This is a genomic window from Amycolatopsis australiensis (assembly GCF_900119165.1).
Classification (GTDB): domain Bacteria; phylum Actinomycetota; class Actinomycetes; order Mycobacteriales; family Pseudonocardiaceae; genus Amycolatopsis; species Amycolatopsis australiensis.
In genome coordinates this window covers 1,570,388-1,587,041 of sequence record NZ_FPJG01000006.1, presented here as the reverse complement: position 1 = coordinate 1,587,041, position 16,654 = coordinate 1,570,388, and the positions used below count along the sequence as shown (strand labels likewise).

Sequence of the window (16,654 nt, the reverse complement as noted above, 5' to 3'; positions counted from 1 at the left end):
CCGGTCGACTCTGTCTGGAGGCTCTGGCACATGCGGCGAAGACTGCCCCGTTCGGTGGCGTTGCCGGCGGCTGCGGCGTTGTTGCTGTTCAGCGCGGCGCCGGCGAATGCCGACCCGACTTATCCGACGACGCCGATTCCGCAGCCGGCGAATCCGGGGCAGGCGCCGATCTCGGCTCCGGTGGGGCCGCAGCCGCTGGGGCAGGCGGTCGGGGATGCGGGGACGGCGCTGGGGATCATCCGGTTGCTGCCGAATGCCGTGCCGACGAGCACGATCCTGCCGGGGTTCGGGGCCACGTTGCCGAAGCAGTCGGCGCTCGAGGCCGGGATGGGTCTGTCGAGCGCGTCGGCGAACTCGGATGCCTACCTGAGCTATGAGAAGGCGATCGCGCAGGCGTCGCCGTTCGGGTTGTCCGTGGGCGGAAACGCGCCGCAGACGCCGGGCAGCGTGGTGCAGACGGCGTTGCCGGACAATCCGCAGCCGATCAGCGGCGGGTTGAACGCGCCGTCGAATCCGCTGTTGAACGTGGGCTTGCTGAACGGGAGCGCGCACGCGCGGTGGAGCCCGACGCTGGGGCCGTGCGTCGACACGATCGCGGACGCGAGCACGTCGGTGGCAAGCCTGTCGCTGTTGAACGTGATCCCGTCGATGCCGAACCTGGGTCTGGACGCGCTGAAGCCGAAGCTGGACCCGAACGCGCTGGCCAGCGGTTTCGACCTCTCCAAGGGGTTGCAGAGCCTGGGTGGCCTGCTGCAGGGCGGCGGGCAGACCGCGGCGGACGGCACCGGGTCGCTGCTGAGCCTGCCGAACACGCTGTCGTCGCGGTCGCAGGTGAAGCTGGTCGACATCCCGGGTTCGCAGAACAAGGCCGTGCAGTCGACGTCGACGCTGCAGGCCGCGGACATCGAGGTGCTCAAGGGCACGCCGCTGGCGCTGAGCATCAAGGTGGCGAGCCAGCCGACGCTCACGGTGACCTCCACCGGCGACGCGAAGACGTCGAAGGTCGAGTACACCGCGCCGGTGCTGACCATCGAGGCGGCCGGCAAGACGCTGTACACGCTCGACGCGGCGCACCCGACGAAGGACATTCCGATCGGGCTGCCGCTGAAGGGCCTGAGCGACCAGTTCGGGCAGGTCAACGACATTCCGGTGGTCGGCGGGCTGGTGTCGACGCTCACCAACGGCATCCAGCAGGTCGGCAACACCGCGGGGACCGTGCTCGACCTGGGCGTGCTGCGGCTGAGCATCGCGGGTCTGGACCAGAAGTCGGCGCAGATGACGACGCCGTTCAAGGGGTTCCAGCTGGGCGCGTCGGCGCGGCTGTTCGACCTGCAGCTGCTGCCGACGACGAAGCTCAAGAGCCTGCTGCCGGACGACCAGGCGAAGAACCTGCCGTCGTCGCTGGCCCAGCTGTCGCTGGGTGAGCAGGTCGCGCGGGCCTACGCGCCGACCGACGGCGTGGTGTGCGGCACCACTTCCACGCCGCCCGCGGGTGGTGGTGAGGCTCCGAAGGGGCCGGTGAAGAACCTCGCCTACACCGGCGGCGCGTACGACACCGTGCCGCTGTTCTGGACGGGTACCGCGATGCTGCTGCTCGGCGTCGTGATGGTGGCGGCGATGCCCGGGACGCGGCGGCGTCCGCTGGCCGTCGCGATCGAGGAGAAGCCGTTCAAGCCGTCGCCTCGGCCGCGCGAGTGACCCGAGGGGTGTGAAGGAACCCGTCAGGCTGGCCTGGCGGGTTCCTTCGTGTTCAGCCCTGGCGGAGCGTCGTGACCATCGCCTCGATCGCGATGCGCGGTTTCACGTTCAGCTCGATCGCCTCGCGGCATTCCAGCACCGCTTCGAGGCGGCGGAGTGCCGACTCGGGTGTCCACGCGTGCGCGGCCTCGCGGATCTGGTCGGCGTGGTCGGGGTGGTTGAGCGTCGCGCCGGAGCGGGTCGCCGTCACCAGGACGTCGCGGTAGAAGCCGGCCAGGTCGATCAGCGCCAGGTCGAGCGTGTCGCGCTGGGTGCGGGTCGCGCGGGACTTCTGCTTCTTCTCCAGCTGCTTGACGGCGGCTTCCGCGGCGCGCTTGGCGCCTGCGACGCCCTTGCCGACGCCGTCGCCGCCCATTGCGGTCCGCAGCTCGTTGCGCTCGTTCTCGTCGCGGGCCTTGCTGGCCTCGCCCGCGTCGGCCTCCGCCGCGCTGATCAGCTGGTCGGCGCAGGTGAAGACGTCGGCGGCGCGGCGCAGGCCCAGCGGGATCCGCAGGACGGTGGCCCGCCGCTGCCGCGCGGCTTCGTCGGTGGCGAGCCGGCGCGCGCGTCCGACGTGTCCGCCGCACACCGAGGCGGCCCACTGCGCCCGCTCGGGGTCGACGTGGTCGCGGCGCATCAGCACGTCGGCGATCGCCTCCGGCGGCGGCGTCCGCAGCGTGACGAGACGGCAGCGCGAACGGATCGTCACCGAGACGTCTTCGGGGTGGTCCGACGGCGCGCAGAGCAGGAACACCGTGCGGTCCGGCGGCTCCTCGACGGCTTTCAGCAGCGCGTTCGACGCGCCTTCGGTGAGCCTGTCGGCGTCTTCGATGATCACGACCTGCCAGTTCCCGGTCGTCGGGCGCCGCGCGGCGGCCTGCACCAGGGCGCGCATCTCGGCGACCGAGATGGACAGGCCTTCCGGCACGACGAGCCGGACGTCGGCGTGGGTGCCCGCCATCGTCGTGTGGCAGCCGGGGCAGGCGTCGCAGCCGGTGCCGGTGCTGCACTGCAGGGCCGCGGCGAACGTCCGCGCGGCGACCGAGCGGCCGGACCCGGGCGGGCCGGTGAGCAGCCAGGCGTGCGTCATCGCGCCGGCCGGGGCGGGCTCGCCGGCGACGATCTTGGCCGCCGCCGCGGCGGCCGCGGCCAGCGTCTCGACCGCGGGCTCCTGGCCGACCAGCTGGTTCCAGACGCCGATGCGCTCGGTCGTCGTCACTTCACCTCCACGCGAGGCTCTCCCTGGACCGTGTCTTCGAGGTCGAGCGGCAGGGTCGACGGCCGGTCCGTGGCCGGTCCGCCGGTGGTCGCCGGGTGTTCGACGGCAGGCGCGTCGGCCGCCGGGGCCAGCCCCGCCAGCCGTCCGACGAACACGGCGCGCAGCGCGGTGCGGATGCGTTCGGCGACCTCGGCGTCGGTCCCGTCGGCGTCGATCACGACGTACCGGTCCGGGTCGGCCGCGGCCATCTCGGTGAGCAGGTGCTGGACGCGCCACTGGTCGTTCATCGCGGTGGACTTGTCGCGCGGCGCGCCGTTCGGCGCGGAGTCCAGCAGGACCGTCAGGTCCGGGCGCAGCCGCCCGGTCGCCCAGTCGGCGAGGCCTTCCAGTTCGTCGCTGTCGAGCCCGGCGACGGCGGACAGGTGCGCGAGCGGCGAGTCGACGAAGCGTTCCATCACCACGACCGAACCGGCGTCCAGCGCCGGCTGGACGTGCCGCTCGACGATGTCGGCCCGGACCGCGGCGGCGGCCAGCGCCTGGGCGCGCGCGCCGGTCAGGGAGGCGCCGGAAACCAGCGCGGTCAGCCGCTTGTCGTCGAGCGCCGGGTCGGCGGCGACCACGACGGGCCGGGTGCCGCCGCGCATCCAGTCGGCGAGGTTCACGGCCTGGATCGCGGTGTTGATCGCGGTGGTGCCCTCGACGGCGATGAGGAAGCCGTTGACCCGCCGCGGCGTGCGGCGCAGCGCGTTGCGCAGGTCGGCGAGGATCGGCTCGGTGCGGCGGTCGTCCATCTGCCGGTAGGCGAAGAGCCCGGCGACCAGCGCGATCGCGGCGCCGCCGAGCATCACCGGGCGGGTGCCGTCGATGGTGAGCGGACTGCCCCAGACGGTGATCGTGTGGCGCTGCACCGCGCCGACGAGCAGCGGCACGGTGACCGTGGTGCCGAACAGCACCAGCTTCATCATCAGCTGGTAGATCGCGTTGATCCGGCCGCGGATGGCGTCTTCGACGCGCGAGCCGATGATCGTCACGCCGGTGAGGAACGCGGTCCCGGCGCAGATGCCGACCAGCACCACGGCGATCAGCGAGATGGTCAGGTGCGGCGACAACGCCACCAGGCCGAGCGAGATCGCGGCCGCGACGATCGAGAGGCCGAACAGCCGGTCGTGCGGCAGCCGCCGAGCGAGCTTGGGCGCGAAGACCATGCCGGTGGCGAGGCCGAGGAAGACGGCGAGGACGAGCAGGCTGAACGCGGAGTCACCGGCCAGCAGGCTCGACGAGTACGGCTTGGCGGAGCCGATCACGGCGCCACCGGCGACGAACGCGCCGAACGCGCCGACCAGCAGCCCGCGCACGAGCGGCGTGCTGCGGATGAACCGGAAGCCGTCGGCGATCATCGCGCCGATGCCGAGCTTCTCCTCGTCGGCCGCCTTGACCTTCTGCTCCGGCAGCGCGTGGACGTTGCGCAGCGAAAGCTCGGGGATCCGGGTGGCGATGAGGATCGCGCTGGCCAGGTAGAGCAGGCCGGTGATGATGACGACCAGTTTCGCGATGCTGAGGCTGGCGTTGTCGTTGGGGAAGAAGTGGAACGTGGTGTTGACGCCGGTGATGATCGCGTTCGCGCCGGCCGCGGTGATGACGGCCAGGCCGTAGGTCATCACCATGCCGAGCTGGTTCGCCGTCTCGACCTGGTCGGGACGGCGGAGCAGGTTGGGTACGGCCGCCTCTTTGGAGGGGATCCACATGCTCGACGCGGAGCCGACGAGGAAGTTGCCGACGAGCAGCCACCACGGCGCGCCGACGATCGCGATGGACAGCAGGAACCCGCACCGCAGCAGGTCGGCGACGACCATCACCTTGCGCCGGTCGAAGCGGTCGGCGAGCAGCCCGCCGATGGGGGCGAACAGCAGCCCCGGCGCGAGGCCGGTCAGGACGACGCCGACGAACGCGAAGTTCTGGGCGAAGTAGTTGTCCGTGAGCTTCGTGGCCAGGCCGGTGAGGGCGAGGATGTTCAGCCAGTCGGCCACGCTGCACAGGTACGTGACGCCCCAGAGGCGCCGGAAAGGTTTGATCGCCAGTACCCGCCGGACCCGGTTGATCGTGGACGCCTCGGCGCCCGACGATCCGCCCGGGCCGGCCCCGGGTACCGATCGCACGCCCTCGCTGATACGCCCACCCCACTAGTCACCGCGGTGCCGGACGCCCTGGTGAGGTCGCCCGACCGTGAAGTCAGGGTAGCCCGATCGGCCCTTGCCTCGCGGACTGCCCCGAGGTGCCCGTGGGGTCGCGAACAGCGGGAGAACGCTAGTCGAACAGCCCGGTCACGCTGCTGACCAGGCTGGAAACCATCTCGATGGCGACGAAACCGAACACGATCAGCAAGGCGACGGCGAGCATGACCCCCGCGGCGCTCGACGACGGCCGGTTGAAGGCCGGCATCGACATCGACGGAATCCGCGGCAGCCTCCGCCGCTTGACGGGCACCAGCTCGAGGTCGTCGTCGAGGACGTCCCCGTCCGGCAGGTCCTGCCGGACAGGCCGCTGCAGCAGCGGCGGCCGGGTCGGCCAGGTGCGTTGCCGGTTCCGCTGCCGCGGCAGCACCCCGAGCGGCGGCGCCACGTGTTCGCCGACCGTGCTGGTGGTGCCGGCGGGCGGGATGGCGTCCGGGATCCGGGCGTCGTCCTCCCGGAGGGTCTCCTCGACCATCCGGCGCACGGCTTCTTCGTCGTGCTTCACGGGCCCCGCCACCGGAATGGCGAGCGGCTCTTGGCCATCGGCGACCGCGGCGCGTGGCTCGGGATCCGCCGTGACGAGTCCCGAGACGGGGTCGGCGAACATTTCGCCGGGTGCTTCGGACAGAGTGCCGTCGCGCTGAGTGAGCTCGGGGGCATTGAAGAAGGGAGCCTCACCGTTCGCGCTCATGGTGACCACCTCACTACTGAATGTCCTCGCCTTTCCAGGGTAGCGACGATGGCGGATAACGCATCCGCCCAATGGCTCTGTCTGAATTGGAGGGTCGGTCACGCAGCGCAAGCCCGTGCCCGAACCCTTGCAGTGTCCAGTCCCAGGGTGCCCCGGTCGACCGCCAATGGTGACGGATCGTAGTGACACCGCTCACAGCGTGGGCTGGTGCGGGCTGGCCAGCGGGTGGCCAGGGATGGCCAGTTCCGGAAGGTTGCCGGGACCGACGGGTGCGGCCCCGCGGCCGGAACGGGCGGCTCGAGCGCAGGTTGCCGCGGTTGCTCGCGTCCTCCCCAAGCGCGGCCCGGCCGACCGCTGCCGCACGTGACCGCGCCGGTCCTGCCAGCCTTCCCGCCGGACCCCGCGTGCCCGCCTGCAGCCCATCAGCACCCGCACCCTCCGCCGGACTCCGGCCCGCCGCTCAGGGCATCTCCTCCTGACCAAGGTCGATCATCTTCCGGCACCAGTCGCGAAGCATGCCTCGGCTGAAGGGGCTCAGTACCAGCTGGCGGCGGCCGTCGCCGCGGTCCAGGGATGCCAATGCGTAGCGGCCCAGATCCGTGTCCACCAGTACGAACCCGTGGTCCGGGAACTCCGCGCACAGGCCGCCGAACGCGAGCATGTCCAGGACCGCCGTACCTGAACGGGGCCGGGCGAGCAGCTCGCGCATGGCCCAGACGTCCGCTTCCTGGCCGTTGTGGACCAGGCCGTCGTCGTCCACCGACAGCCAGATCGCCCGGGGCGCCGCGCCGAACGCCACCTCCGGCAGCTCCGCCACCAGCATCTCCGGCAGCTCGTCGAAGTCGGCAAGGTGGATGGCCGTGCGGCCGGGCAGCGAGCCCATCATGAACGCCCGCTCGCCGTCGGCGTAGCACCGGATGTCCGCCGTCTCCGGGCCGCCGTCGAACACGCCGCACAGTGCCGCCCGGACGGAACCGCGCAGCATCAGCGACACGACCTCGAAGCCCAGCTCGTTGAGCTCGCCATCCTGGCCGAACGGCGTGCCGTCGATCCACGCGGCCCACGCCACGTGCCGTTCCACCTCTTCGACGAGGTCCGCCGGATCGTCCGAGACCGGACCGTGCACCAGGATGTCGTGATCGCTGACGTCGGGGTTGTACAGCCGGTCCACGGGGTCGCGGTCCGGCATCGCGGCCAGCACCGGGCCGGCCGCCAGCTCCAGCAGCTCACGCGCCGCCGTGCGTTCAGCCATCACCCCGCGCTCCCTCCGGTCCCGCAGCCGGCTCCCCGGCCGTGTCCCTGTCCCGCTGTGCCGGCACTCCGCTGTTCAGCTCGGCCGCCGCCAAGATCGCCTCTCGGACCGTCAGGTCTCTCGGGGCCGCCGGCACCACCCGGTCGACTCCCTCCCCCACGGTCGTCCGCACCGCTGCCGTTGCCTCCTCACGCATGGCTCTGCACCGCCTCGACGATCCACTGCTCCGCCGTCCGGCGGGAGGCCGGACCCCACGTGACCGTCCAGCGGCCGTTGCGGCCGACCGCCGCGCTGAACTGGTAGCGGCCCAGGTCGTTGTCCACCAGCCCGAACGCGCCGTGCGGGTACTCCGCCAGGATCGCGTCGCGGACCGCGAGGTCCACCAGCACCGTGCCCAGCCGGGGCCGGGCCGCGCACTCGCGGATCTGCTCGACCTCCGCTCCGCAGTCGCGCGGGATCAGGCCGCGCTCGTCGGTCTCGATGCGCAGGTGAGGCCCCGGGCCCGGCGGCCGGTCGGGCAGCCCGTCGAACACCCAGCCCGGCAGCTCGGAGAGGAAGCCGGAACGCAGGCGCGCGCGGCTGCCCAGCTTGTGCAGCACCGTGGTGTAGTCCTCGTCGCCGAAGAAGCGGACCTCCCACGGCTCGCGCCGCGCCGGGAAGACGCCGGTGACCACGCCGCGGATGAACCCGCCGCGCAGCGCGCGGTACAGCCCGACGGCTTCCGCCGTGACCTCCCCGCCCGGGGCGAGCCCGATCGCGGACATCCCGGCGACGAACCGCGTGTACTGCTCCACCTCGTCGGCCAGGGTCGGCGGCGGTGATGAGCGACGGCCCGGCAGCGGCGAGGTCTCCGCCAGCACCGGCGGAATCTCGAACTCGGGGTCGTAGAACTCCATCACGGAGGGCCGCTCCGGCACCTCGGCCGACAGCGGGGCGATGACCTCGTCGATGACGTCGAAGACGGCGACTGAGTTGTTCACCCCTCGATTGAACACCCTGGCACCGACAATTTCTCGCACACTTGTTCGAACGGGTGAGACCCGTCGGTGAGCGGTCGTCGAGCGGCTCAGCGCGGCCCGACGCCCACCCTTCGACGAACTCCGCGAGCCGGTCCACGCCGCCGGGCGGCCACCAGAACCGGCGGTGGCCGCCCCGTCGCCTGCCCAGTGCCGCCAGGCGACGGCCGCGGTCGTCGTCGAGGAGCGCCGGTGGACGGGACGGCGGCCGCGCGAAGACCATCCGGAGCAGGGCCGCGACCGAGCCCGGCGACGGCCCCGACAGGCTCAGGCCGTCGCCGCCAGTACCGGGGATGCCCGCCAGCGACCGGATGAGGTGCACGACGGCGAAACTGGCCGCGGCCGCGGCCCGAACCGGCTTGGGGATCTTGATGGTCACCGTGCGTACGGTGCGTGGTGTCGTGGTCACGCGTCCATGAAACCCGGGACCACCGACAATTTCCCGAACATCCGTTCGAGGTGTCACCCGAAGGCGTGGCGAAGGCCCCCGGGAACCATCCCAAGGGCCTTCGACCAGCGCTTTACTTCGCCTTCGTCGCCGTGGAGGAGCGCTTCGCGGCCGTCTTCGTCCCAGCCGACTTCGCGGCCGTGGCCTTCTTGCTCGTGCCTGCCTTGACCGTCTTCGCCGTCGTCGACGCCGGCTTCCGCGCCGGTGCCTTCCGCTTTGGCGCCGGGCCCTTCGCACGCTTCTCGGCCAGCAGTTCGGACGCCCGTTCCGCGGTCAGCGACTCGATGTCGTCGCCCTTCCGCAGCGTCGCGTTGTACTCGCCGTCGGTCACGTACGGCCCGAAGCGGCCGTCCTTGACCACCATCGGCTTGCCCGACACCGGGTCCTCGCCGAGCTCCTTGAGCGGCGGCTTGGCCGTGGCCGACCGGCCGCGCTGCTTCGGCTCGGAGTAGATCTTCAGCGCTTCCTCGAGCGTGATCGAGAAGAGCTGGTCCTCGGTCGCGAGCGAACGCGAGTCCGTGCCCTTCTTCAGGTACGGCCCGTAGCGGCCGTTCTGCGCCGTGATCTCGTCGCCGGACTCCGGGTCCTTGCCGACCACGCGCGGCAGCGAAAGCAGCTTCAGCGCGTCGTCCAGCGTGATCGTCTCGATGTCCATCGACTTGAACAGCGAGCCCGTCCGCGGCTTCGGCGCCTTGGCCTTCGCGGCCTTCTTCTGCGCGGCCGTGGCGTCCTCGGGCAGCTCCGGCTCCGGCAGCACCTCGGTGACGTACGGCCCGAAGCGGCCTTCCTTCGCGACGATCTCGTGCCCGCTCACCGGGTCGGTGCCCAGCACACGGCCTTCCTGCGGGGTCGCGAACAGCTTCTCCGCGATCTCCTGCGTGAGCTCGTCCGGCGGCAGGTCCTCAGGCAGGTTGGCGCGCTGCGACTCGCCGTCGACCTCGCGCTCCAGGTACGGCCCGTAGCGGCCGACGCGGACCACGACCTTGTGCCCGTTCTCGTCGCTGAACAGCGGAATCGAGTTGATCTCGCGTGCGTCGATGTCCTCGACGCTGCCTTCGACCAGCTTCTTCAGCCCGCCCAGGCGGCCGATCGAGCCGTCGACGCCCATGTCGCCGCCGAAGTAGAACTTCGACAGCCACTGCGCGCGTTGCTCGTCGCCCGCCGCGATGCGGTCGAGCTCGTCCTCCATGCCGGCGGTGAAGTCGTAGTCGACCAGTCGCTCGAAGTGGCGTTCCATCAGGCCGATCACGGCGAACGCGACCCACGACGGAACGAGCGCGGAGCCCTTTTTCCAGACGTACCCGCGATCCTGGATGGTCTTGATGATCGACGCGTACGTCGACGGGCGGCCGATGCCCAGCTCTTCCAGCTTGCTGACCAGGCTCGGCTCCGAGTACCGCGCCGGCGGCGACGTCGTGTGGCCGTCCGGGTTCAGCTCGGACGCGGTGAGTGCCTGGTCCTTCTCCAGCACCGGCAGGCGGCTCTGCTTGTCGTCCGCTTCGCCGCCGGTCTCGGTGTCGACCGCTTCGACGTACGCCTTGAGGAAGCCCGCGAAGGTGATCGTGCGACCCGAAGCGGCGAAGGTGCACTCCTCACCCGAGGCCGCGTTGCCGACGATGCGCACGGACATCGTGGTGCCCTTGGCGTCCGCCATCTGCGACGCGATCGTGCGCTGCCAGATCATCTCGTAGAGCCGGAACTCGTCGGTGTCCAGCTCGCCCGCGACCTGGCCCGGCGTGCGGAAGACCTCGCCCGACGGCCGGATCGCCTCGTGCGCCTCCTGCGCGTTCTTGACCTTGCGCGTGTACTGGCGCGGCGTCGGCGAGACGTACTCCTTGCCGTACAGCTGCGTGGCCTGGCTGCGCGCGGCCGAGATCGCCGACTCCGACAGCGTCGTGGAGTCGGTACGCATATAAGTGATGTAGCCGTTCTCGTACAGCTTCTGCGCGATCCGCATGGTGCGCTCCGAGGTGAACCGCATCTTGCGGCCCGCCTCCTGCTGCAGCGTCGACGTCATGAAGGGCGCGTACGGCTTACGCGTGTATGGCTTCTCTTCGACGCTGGCGACCTTGAAGTCACGCTGCTTCAGCGCTTCGGCCAGCCGGCGGGCGTCCGCCTCCGCGAGCACGCGGACCTCGTTGTTCGACGCCTTGAGCTGCCCGTCCGAGCCGAAGTCACGGCCGGTGGCCAGGCGCGCGCCGTCGACGGCGACGAGCCGGGCGGGAAAGTTTCGCGGGGACGCCGCTTCTCCGGCGTCCATCGTCGCCGAGATGTCCCAGTACGACGCCGACTTGAAGCGCATCCGCTCGCGCTCGCGCTCGACCACGATCCGGGTGGCCACCGACTGCACACGGCCCGCCGAAAGCTTCGGCATGACCTTCTTCCACAGCACCGGCGAAACCTCGTAGCCGTAGAGCCGGTCGAGGATGCGGCGGGTCTCCTGGGCGTCGACGAGGTCGGCGTCCAGCTCACGGGTCGAGTCGGCGGCCGCGCGGATGGCCTGCTCGGTGACCTCGTGGAAGACCATCCGGCGAACCGGGACCTTCGGCTTCAGCGTCTCGAGCAGGTGCCACGCGATGGCCTCGCCCTCGCGGTCGGGGTCCGTGGCGAGGTAGAGCTCGTCGACGTCCTTGAGCAGGCCCTTGAGCTCGGTGACCTTGGACTTCTTGTCCGGCGTGACGACGTAGAGGGCCTTGAAGCCGTTGTCGACGTCCACGCCGAGGCGTGCCCAGGACTCGCCCTTGTACTGGGCGGGCACGTCGGCAGCGCCACGCGGCAGGTCGCGGATGTGCCCGACGGAGGACTCGACGACGTAGCCGCCGCCCAGGTAGGGGGCGATCTTGCGGGCCTTCGTCGGCGACTCGACGATGACCAGCCGCCGGTGCCCGGCGCCGTTGTCCGCCGAGGCTCCGTTCTTCTTGGTCCGTGCTCCTGCCACGCTGTCCTGCTCTCCGCTCATCTCGTCCCGCCGCCGGGACTGCACCACGTCCCTACCCAGGGCCCGCGTCTCGACCTGCCAGTGTGCACGCTCTCCCCGGCCGGACGGCGCGGAGGTGACCCAACACGCCGCCGGTCCTGTGTCCAGCGCATCGCCGCTGACCTCGACGATGTTTCCCCAACGTACCTGTCACGTGATTTCGGCCACGTCCCGCGCAGCCTAGCGCGTGACCGTCCGGATACCCTCCGTTCGACGGTGGTGGGCGCGGGGACGTCACCGCTTCACTGGTTTCCCCGCCCGGCCGAAAGGATCCGCCATGACCCGACGCCTGCTCGGCGCCCTGTTCACCGCCGTGACCGCCACAGTATTACTAGGAGTCACTCCGGCGAATGCGGCGGCGGCCGACTTCGCCGGCACCGTGGCGCTGTCCAACTGCTCGGGTTCGGTGGTCAAGCCCGCGTCGACCCCGGACACCGCGCCCGCGCTCGTCATGTCCAACGGGCACTGCCTCGAGACCGGGTTCCCCGGCCCGGGTGAGGTGATCACCAACCGCGCGTCGAGCCGGACGTTCACGCTCCTCACGGCCAGCGGCGGCAGCAAGGCGACGCTGCGCGCCAGGAAGATCGTGTACGCGACGATGACCGACACCGACGTGTCGCTCTACCAGCTCACCACCACCTACGCGCAGATCAAGTCCAGCTACGGGATCTCGCCGCTGGAGCTGTCCAGCGCCCACCCGGCCGCCGGCGCCGCGATCGACGTCGTCTCCGGGTACTGGAAGCGCATCTACTCCTGCTCCATCGACGGGTTCGTGTACCGGCTGAAGGAGGGCAGCTGGACCTGGAAGGACTCCATCCGCTACACCTCCGCCTGCCAGACCATCGGCGGCACGTCGGGCTCGCCGATCGTCTCCGGCGGCAAGGTCGTCGGCGTCAACAACACCGGCAACGAGGACGGTGAGCGCTGCACCGAGAACAACCCGTGTGAGGTCGACCAGGCCGGCACCGTGACCGTGCACTACAAGACGAACTACGGCCAGGAGACCTACGGTATTCCGGCCTGCCTCACCGCGGCCAGCGAAATCGCCCTCTCCCAGGCCGGCTGCACACTCCCCCGGCCCTGACGCGCCGCCCGCGCCCGGTCAGGCCGTGCTCGTCGCGGCCTCCGGGTGCGGGACCGGCAGTGGCTCCGCACCGGGCCACGCCGCTTCGGCGCCCGGCGGTGGCTCTCCGATCAGCTCCAGCAGCGCCTCCAACCGGCGTTTCCCGGTGACCTTGACCGCCGGGACCTCGGCCTTCGGGCCGGTCAGCTTCGCCGGAACGCCCAGCGGCGTCAGCGCCTCGACCAGCCGTTCGTGCGTGCCCGGCGCCAGCGGGTCGACGCCGAGCAGGTAGCCCTGCGTGCCGGGACGGCCGCCGGCCAGCGCCCACATCCGCAGCATCGCGCCGCTCAACCGGAAGCCCTCCGGGACGGTCTTGCCCGACCCGTCCCCGGCCGCGCCCTCGCGCAGCCACCGCAGCGCCAGCGGGAGCAGGTCGACGCGGAACGACGTGCGCACCTGCGGGCGACCGCAATCGGCCTTCGAGACCTGCGCGTCCGCGCCGCGGCACCGGAACTCACGCGCCAGGACGTGCGCCCGCCACGGCTCCTCGACGACCACCGACAGCCGCGCGGCGGTGCGCCCGAAGCCGGTGATCTGGCCGTGGCAGCACAGCAGGCCGGCCAGGTCGCCCAGACCCGGCCCGCTGGCCTCGGCGGAGAAGAGCGAGATCGTCCGATCCACCGCGCCATACTAGAACACAAGTTCGATAGGTGGCGAGACTCACGCGGATCTTCACCGAGGCGGCTGACCGAGCTGCCGGCAGGCCGGGGCGCGTTGTTCCGCCGCGGCCAGGGCCGGAGCCGCCCGGAGTCCCTTGAGGTAGTCGAGTGCGTCGAGGCGGTCCAGCGTGGCCTTGGCCTCGCCCAGAGCCGCCTTGGTGGCCGCGGCGTCGCCCCGGACGGCGTCGATGCGCTGACGTGCGCTCTCGGCCTGCTGCCGGATGCCGGTGAACTGCCCGATGACGTCCTCGCGGCCGCCATCCGCCGACGGCACCGGCGGGGCACCCAGCGCGTTCAGCCCGGCGAGACTCCGGTCGAGCCCGGCGACCACGGAGGAAAGCAGGTCGCTCGACGTCCGGGACGCCTGCTGCGGCGTGCTGGGGTCGACGGCGGGCAGTTGCGCCAGCGTGCGGACCAGGTGGGTCACGGCGTCGCAGTAGGCGTCCGCCCATCTCGCCGCGGGATCGGCCTGCGGCGCCACGGTCGTCACCGGCAGACCCTGGTCCCGCGGCGGCGCCGGCGGGGCCTGCCCGCAGCCGGCGAGGCCGATCGCGATCATCGTGGTCAGGGCGGCGAAAACGGTTGACCGCGGCCGCACCTGCGCACCTCCTGCCCGACGACGTCCCGGCAACGCCCGACGGTACCGGCTCGGTGCCGTGTCGCAAGTCGCCGTGCCAACGGTGGGACGCCCCGGGCCCGGCACGCGACGCTGCGTGCCGGGCCCGGGGTGGTTGGCTGCCGGTGTCAGGCCTTGACCTCGGCCGGCGTGTCCGAAATGACGGTGCCCCGCCGCTTCGACACCACGATCGCGGCCACGATCACGGCGACCGCGACCAGCGAGATGATGATGCGGACCGCGGTGTTGGCGTCCGGGCCGATCGAGAACTGCACGACGGCGGGCGCGATCAGCACGGAGACCAGGTTCATGACCTTGATCAGCGGGTTGATCGCCGGGCCGGCGGTGTCCTTGAACGGGTCACCGACGGTGTCACCGATGACGGTGGCCTCGTGCGCGGACGAGCCCTTGCCGCCGTGGTTGCCGTCCTCGACCAGCTTCTTCGCGTTGTCCCACGCGCCACCGGAGTTGGCGAGGAAGATCGCCATCAGGGTGCCGCAGGCGATCGCGCCGGCCAGGTAGCCGGCGAGCGCGCCGGTGCCGAGGCCGAAGCCGACCGCGATCGGGGCGAAGACCGCCAGCAGACCCGGCGTCGTCAGCTCACGCAGCGAGTCGCGCGTGACGATGTCGACGACCTTGCCGTACTCGGGACGGGTGGTGCCCTCCATGATCCCCGGGATGTCGCGGAACTGGCGGCGCACCTCGAACACGACCGCGCCGGCGGCGCGGGACACCGCGTTCACCGCGAGACCGGAGAAGAGGAACACCACGGCCGCGCCGACGATCACGCCGACGAGCGTGTTCGGGCTGACGACCTCGTTGATGAACGACTTCGCCGCGTCGACACCGGTGGCCACCCCGGTGCCCATGCCCGACAGCGCCTTGGTGATCGCGTCCGAGTAGGACCCGAACAGCGCCGTCGCCGCGAGGACCGCCGTGGCGATCGCGATGCCCTTGGTGATCGCCTTGGTGGTGTTGCCGACCGCGTCGAGCTCGGTGAGGATCTGCGCGGCCTTCTCGTCGACGTCGCCGGACATCTCCGCGATGCCCTGCGCGTTGTCCGAAACCGGGCCGAAGGTGTCCATCGCGACGATGACGCCGACGGTGGTCAGCAGGCCGGTGCCGGCCAGCGCCACGGCGAAGAGCGCGACGCCGCCGCCGAGCAGGTAGGCGCCGAAGACCGCCGCGCCGATCACGAGCGCCGTGTACACAGCGGACTCGAACCCGACCGAGATGCCGGACAGGATCACCGTCGCCGGGCCGGTTTCCGACGTCTTGCCGACGTCCTTGACCGGCTTGTACTCGGTGCCGGTGTAGTAGCCGGTCAGCTTCAGGATGATCGCCGCGAGCACGATGCCGATGATCACCGCGACGGTCGCGATGACCGCCGGGTTGCCCGACGTCTTGGCGAAGTCCCCGCCGAAGTCGGAGAAGCTGCTCGGCAGGTACACGAACGCCGCGATCGCCGACAGCACCGCGGAGATGACCGCGGAGATGTAGAAGGAGCGGTTGATCGTGACCAGGCCGCCCTCGCCGGCGCGCGCCCGCGTGATGTAGACACCGATGACCGCGGTGACGACACCGATGGCCGGCACGATCAGCGGGAAGATCAGGCCGTGCACGCCGAAGGCGGTGCTGCCCAGGATCAGCGCGGCGACCAGCATGACGGCGTAGGACTCGAAGAGGTCCGCGGCCATGCCTGCGCAGTCACCGACGTTGTCGCCCACGTTGTCCGCGATGGTCGCGGCGTTGCGCGGGTCGTCCTCCGGGATGCCCTGCTCGACCTTGCCGACCAGGTCCGCGCCGACGTCGGCGGCCTTGGTGAAGATGCCGCCGCCGACACGCATGAACATCGCGATCAGCGCGGCGCCGAAGCCGAAGCCCTCGAGCACCTTGGGCGCCTGGCCGGTGTAGACGAGCACGACGACCGCGGCACCGAAGAGGCCGAGGCCGACGGTGATCATGCCGACCACGCCACCGGTGCGGAACGCGACGCGCATCGCCTTCTCGCGGCCGCCCTCCTCCCGCGACGCGGCCGCGACCCGCAGGTTCGCCTGCGTGGCCAGCCACATGCCGAGGTAGCCGATCGCGAACGAGAAGCCCGCACCGACCAGGAAGAAGATCGACCGGCCGATCTTCTCGTTCCAGTCGTCGGCGGGAAGCACGAAGAGCAGGAGGAACACGATCACGCCGAAGATCGCGAGGGTGTTCCGCTGCCGCTTCAGGTATGCGGCCGCGCCTTCCTGCACCGCCTTGGCGATGTCCTGCATCTTGGCGGTGCCCTGGCCTGCGGCCAGCACCTCCTTGAGCAGGACGTAGCCGATGACGAGTGCGGCAAGCGCGACCACGGCGACTACACCGACAATCGTGTAGCCACCTCCGGAGAGCGTGATGGACCCGCCCTCCGCGAGGAACTGCCGTGACATTCGTCCTCCAGGAGACGTCGCCGTGCGCCAGCGTCGACGGCAAGCCGAGGGTTCGACACGGCCGGCGCTGGCATGGACCCTGTACCGAGCGACACGCTAGCCGTGCAGCGATGCACGTCTCTCATGACACTCACCACAGAGGGTGTGGATTGCCGGAGTGTATTGGTATCGCAACCAGCGCGTTTAGGGCGTCCCCGTGACGGCACGTTCCGTTACCTTGTGAGGCTCCTCACTTGATCGATCCCTCTGGCCCGATTCC

The 16,654-nt window shown here is 71.0% G+C and carries 11 protein-coding genes; 2 read left to right on the top strand and 9 right to left on the bottom strand.

Annotation, left to right across the window (positions count from 1 at the left end; translation table 11 throughout):
- The first annotated feature begins 30 nt into the window (after positions 1 to 30).
- Complete coding sequence (locus tag BT341_RS08865; RefSeq protein ID WP_072475807.1) at positions 31 to 1,698, top strand: hypothetical protein; 1,668 nt, start codon at positions 31 to 33, stop codon at positions 1,696 to 1,698.
- A gap of 52 nt (positions 1,699 to 1,750) precedes the next feature.
- On the opposite strand, the gene BT341_RS08860 is transcribed toward BT341_RS08865, so the two are convergent.
- The 6 genes from BT341_RS08860 to topA form a co-directional block, all read right to left on the bottom strand.
- Positions 1,751 to 2,956 carry a DNA polymerase III subunit delta' gene (locus BT341_RS08860; protein ID WP_072475806.1) on the bottom strand — a complete coding sequence of 402 codons (1,206 nt, stop codon included), beginning with the start codon at positions 2,954 to 2,956 and terminating at the stop codon, positions 1,751 to 1,753.
- The gene (locus BT341_RS08855) at positions 2,953 to 5,112 is read right to left on the bottom strand and encodes a bifunctional MFS transporter/dTMP kinase (RefSeq protein WP_072475805.1); all 2,160 of its coding nucleotides are present in this window, start codon (positions 5,110 to 5,112) and stop codon (positions 2,953 to 2,955) included. Before BT341_RS08855 ends, BT341_RS08860 begins: the two co-directional genes overlap by 4 nt.
- A 148-nt stretch (positions 5,113 to 5,260) precedes the next feature.
- The gene (locus tag BT341_RS08850; protein WP_245804918.1) at positions 5,261 to 5,878 is read right to left on the bottom strand and encodes a hypothetical protein; all 618 of its coding nucleotides are present in this window, start codon (positions 5,876 to 5,878) and stop codon (positions 5,261 to 5,263) included.
- A 460-nt stretch (positions 5,879 to 6,338) separates the two neighbouring features.
- Positions 6,339 to 7,130: a hypothetical protein gene (locus BT341_RS08845; protein WP_072475803.1), complete on the bottom strand. Its 792-nt coding sequence runs from the start codon at positions 7,128 to 7,130 to the stop codon at positions 6,339 to 6,341.
- A 188-nt stretch (positions 7,131 to 7,318) separates the two neighbouring features.
- Positions 7,319 to 8,110: an ESX secretion-associated protein EspG gene (locus tag BT341_RS08835; RefSeq protein WP_072475801.1), complete on the bottom strand. Its 792-nt coding sequence runs from the start codon at positions 8,108 to 8,110 to the stop codon at positions 7,319 to 7,321.
- Positions 8,111 to 8,667: 557 nt separating this feature from the next.
- Positions 8,668 to 11,553 carry a type I DNA topoisomerase gene (gene topA / locus BT341_RS08830; RefSeq protein ID WP_177329051.1) on the bottom strand — a complete coding sequence of 962 codons (2,886 nt, stop codon included), beginning with the start codon at positions 11,551 to 11,553 and terminating at the stop codon, positions 8,668 to 8,670.
- Positions 11,554 to 11,848: 295 nt separating this feature from the next.
- Here topA and BT341_RS08825 point away from each other — a divergent pair, with 295 nt between their 5' ends.
- Positions 11,849 to 12,655 (top strand): S1 family peptidase, encoded by an 807-nt coding sequence (locus BT341_RS08825; protein ID WP_072475800.1) that lies wholly within the window; start codon positions 11,849 to 11,851, stop codon positions 12,653 to 12,655.
- 18 nt (positions 12,656 to 12,673) lie between these two features.
- On the opposite strand, the gene BT341_RS08820 is transcribed toward BT341_RS08825, so the two are convergent.
- The 3 genes from BT341_RS08820 to BT341_RS08810 form a co-directional block, all read right to left on the bottom strand.
- Positions 12,674 to 13,315 (bottom strand): hypothetical protein, encoded by a 642-nt coding sequence (locus BT341_RS08820; RefSeq protein ID WP_072475799.1) that lies wholly within the window; start codon positions 13,313 to 13,315, stop codon positions 12,674 to 12,676.
- Positions 13,316 to 13,366: 51 nt separating this feature from the next.
- The gene (locus BT341_RS08815; protein ID WP_072475798.1) at positions 13,367 to 13,951 is read right to left on the bottom strand and encodes a hypothetical protein; all 585 of its coding nucleotides are present in this window, start codon (positions 13,949 to 13,951) and stop codon (positions 13,367 to 13,369) included.
- 146 nt (positions 13,952 to 14,097) lie between these two features.
- A complete protein-coding gene (locus BT341_RS08810) occupies positions 14,098 to 16,395 on the bottom strand; it encodes a sodium-translocating pyrophosphatase (RefSeq protein WP_072475797.1) in 2,298 nt (765 codons plus the stop codon).
- Positions 16,396 to 16,654 lie beyond the last annotated feature (259 nt).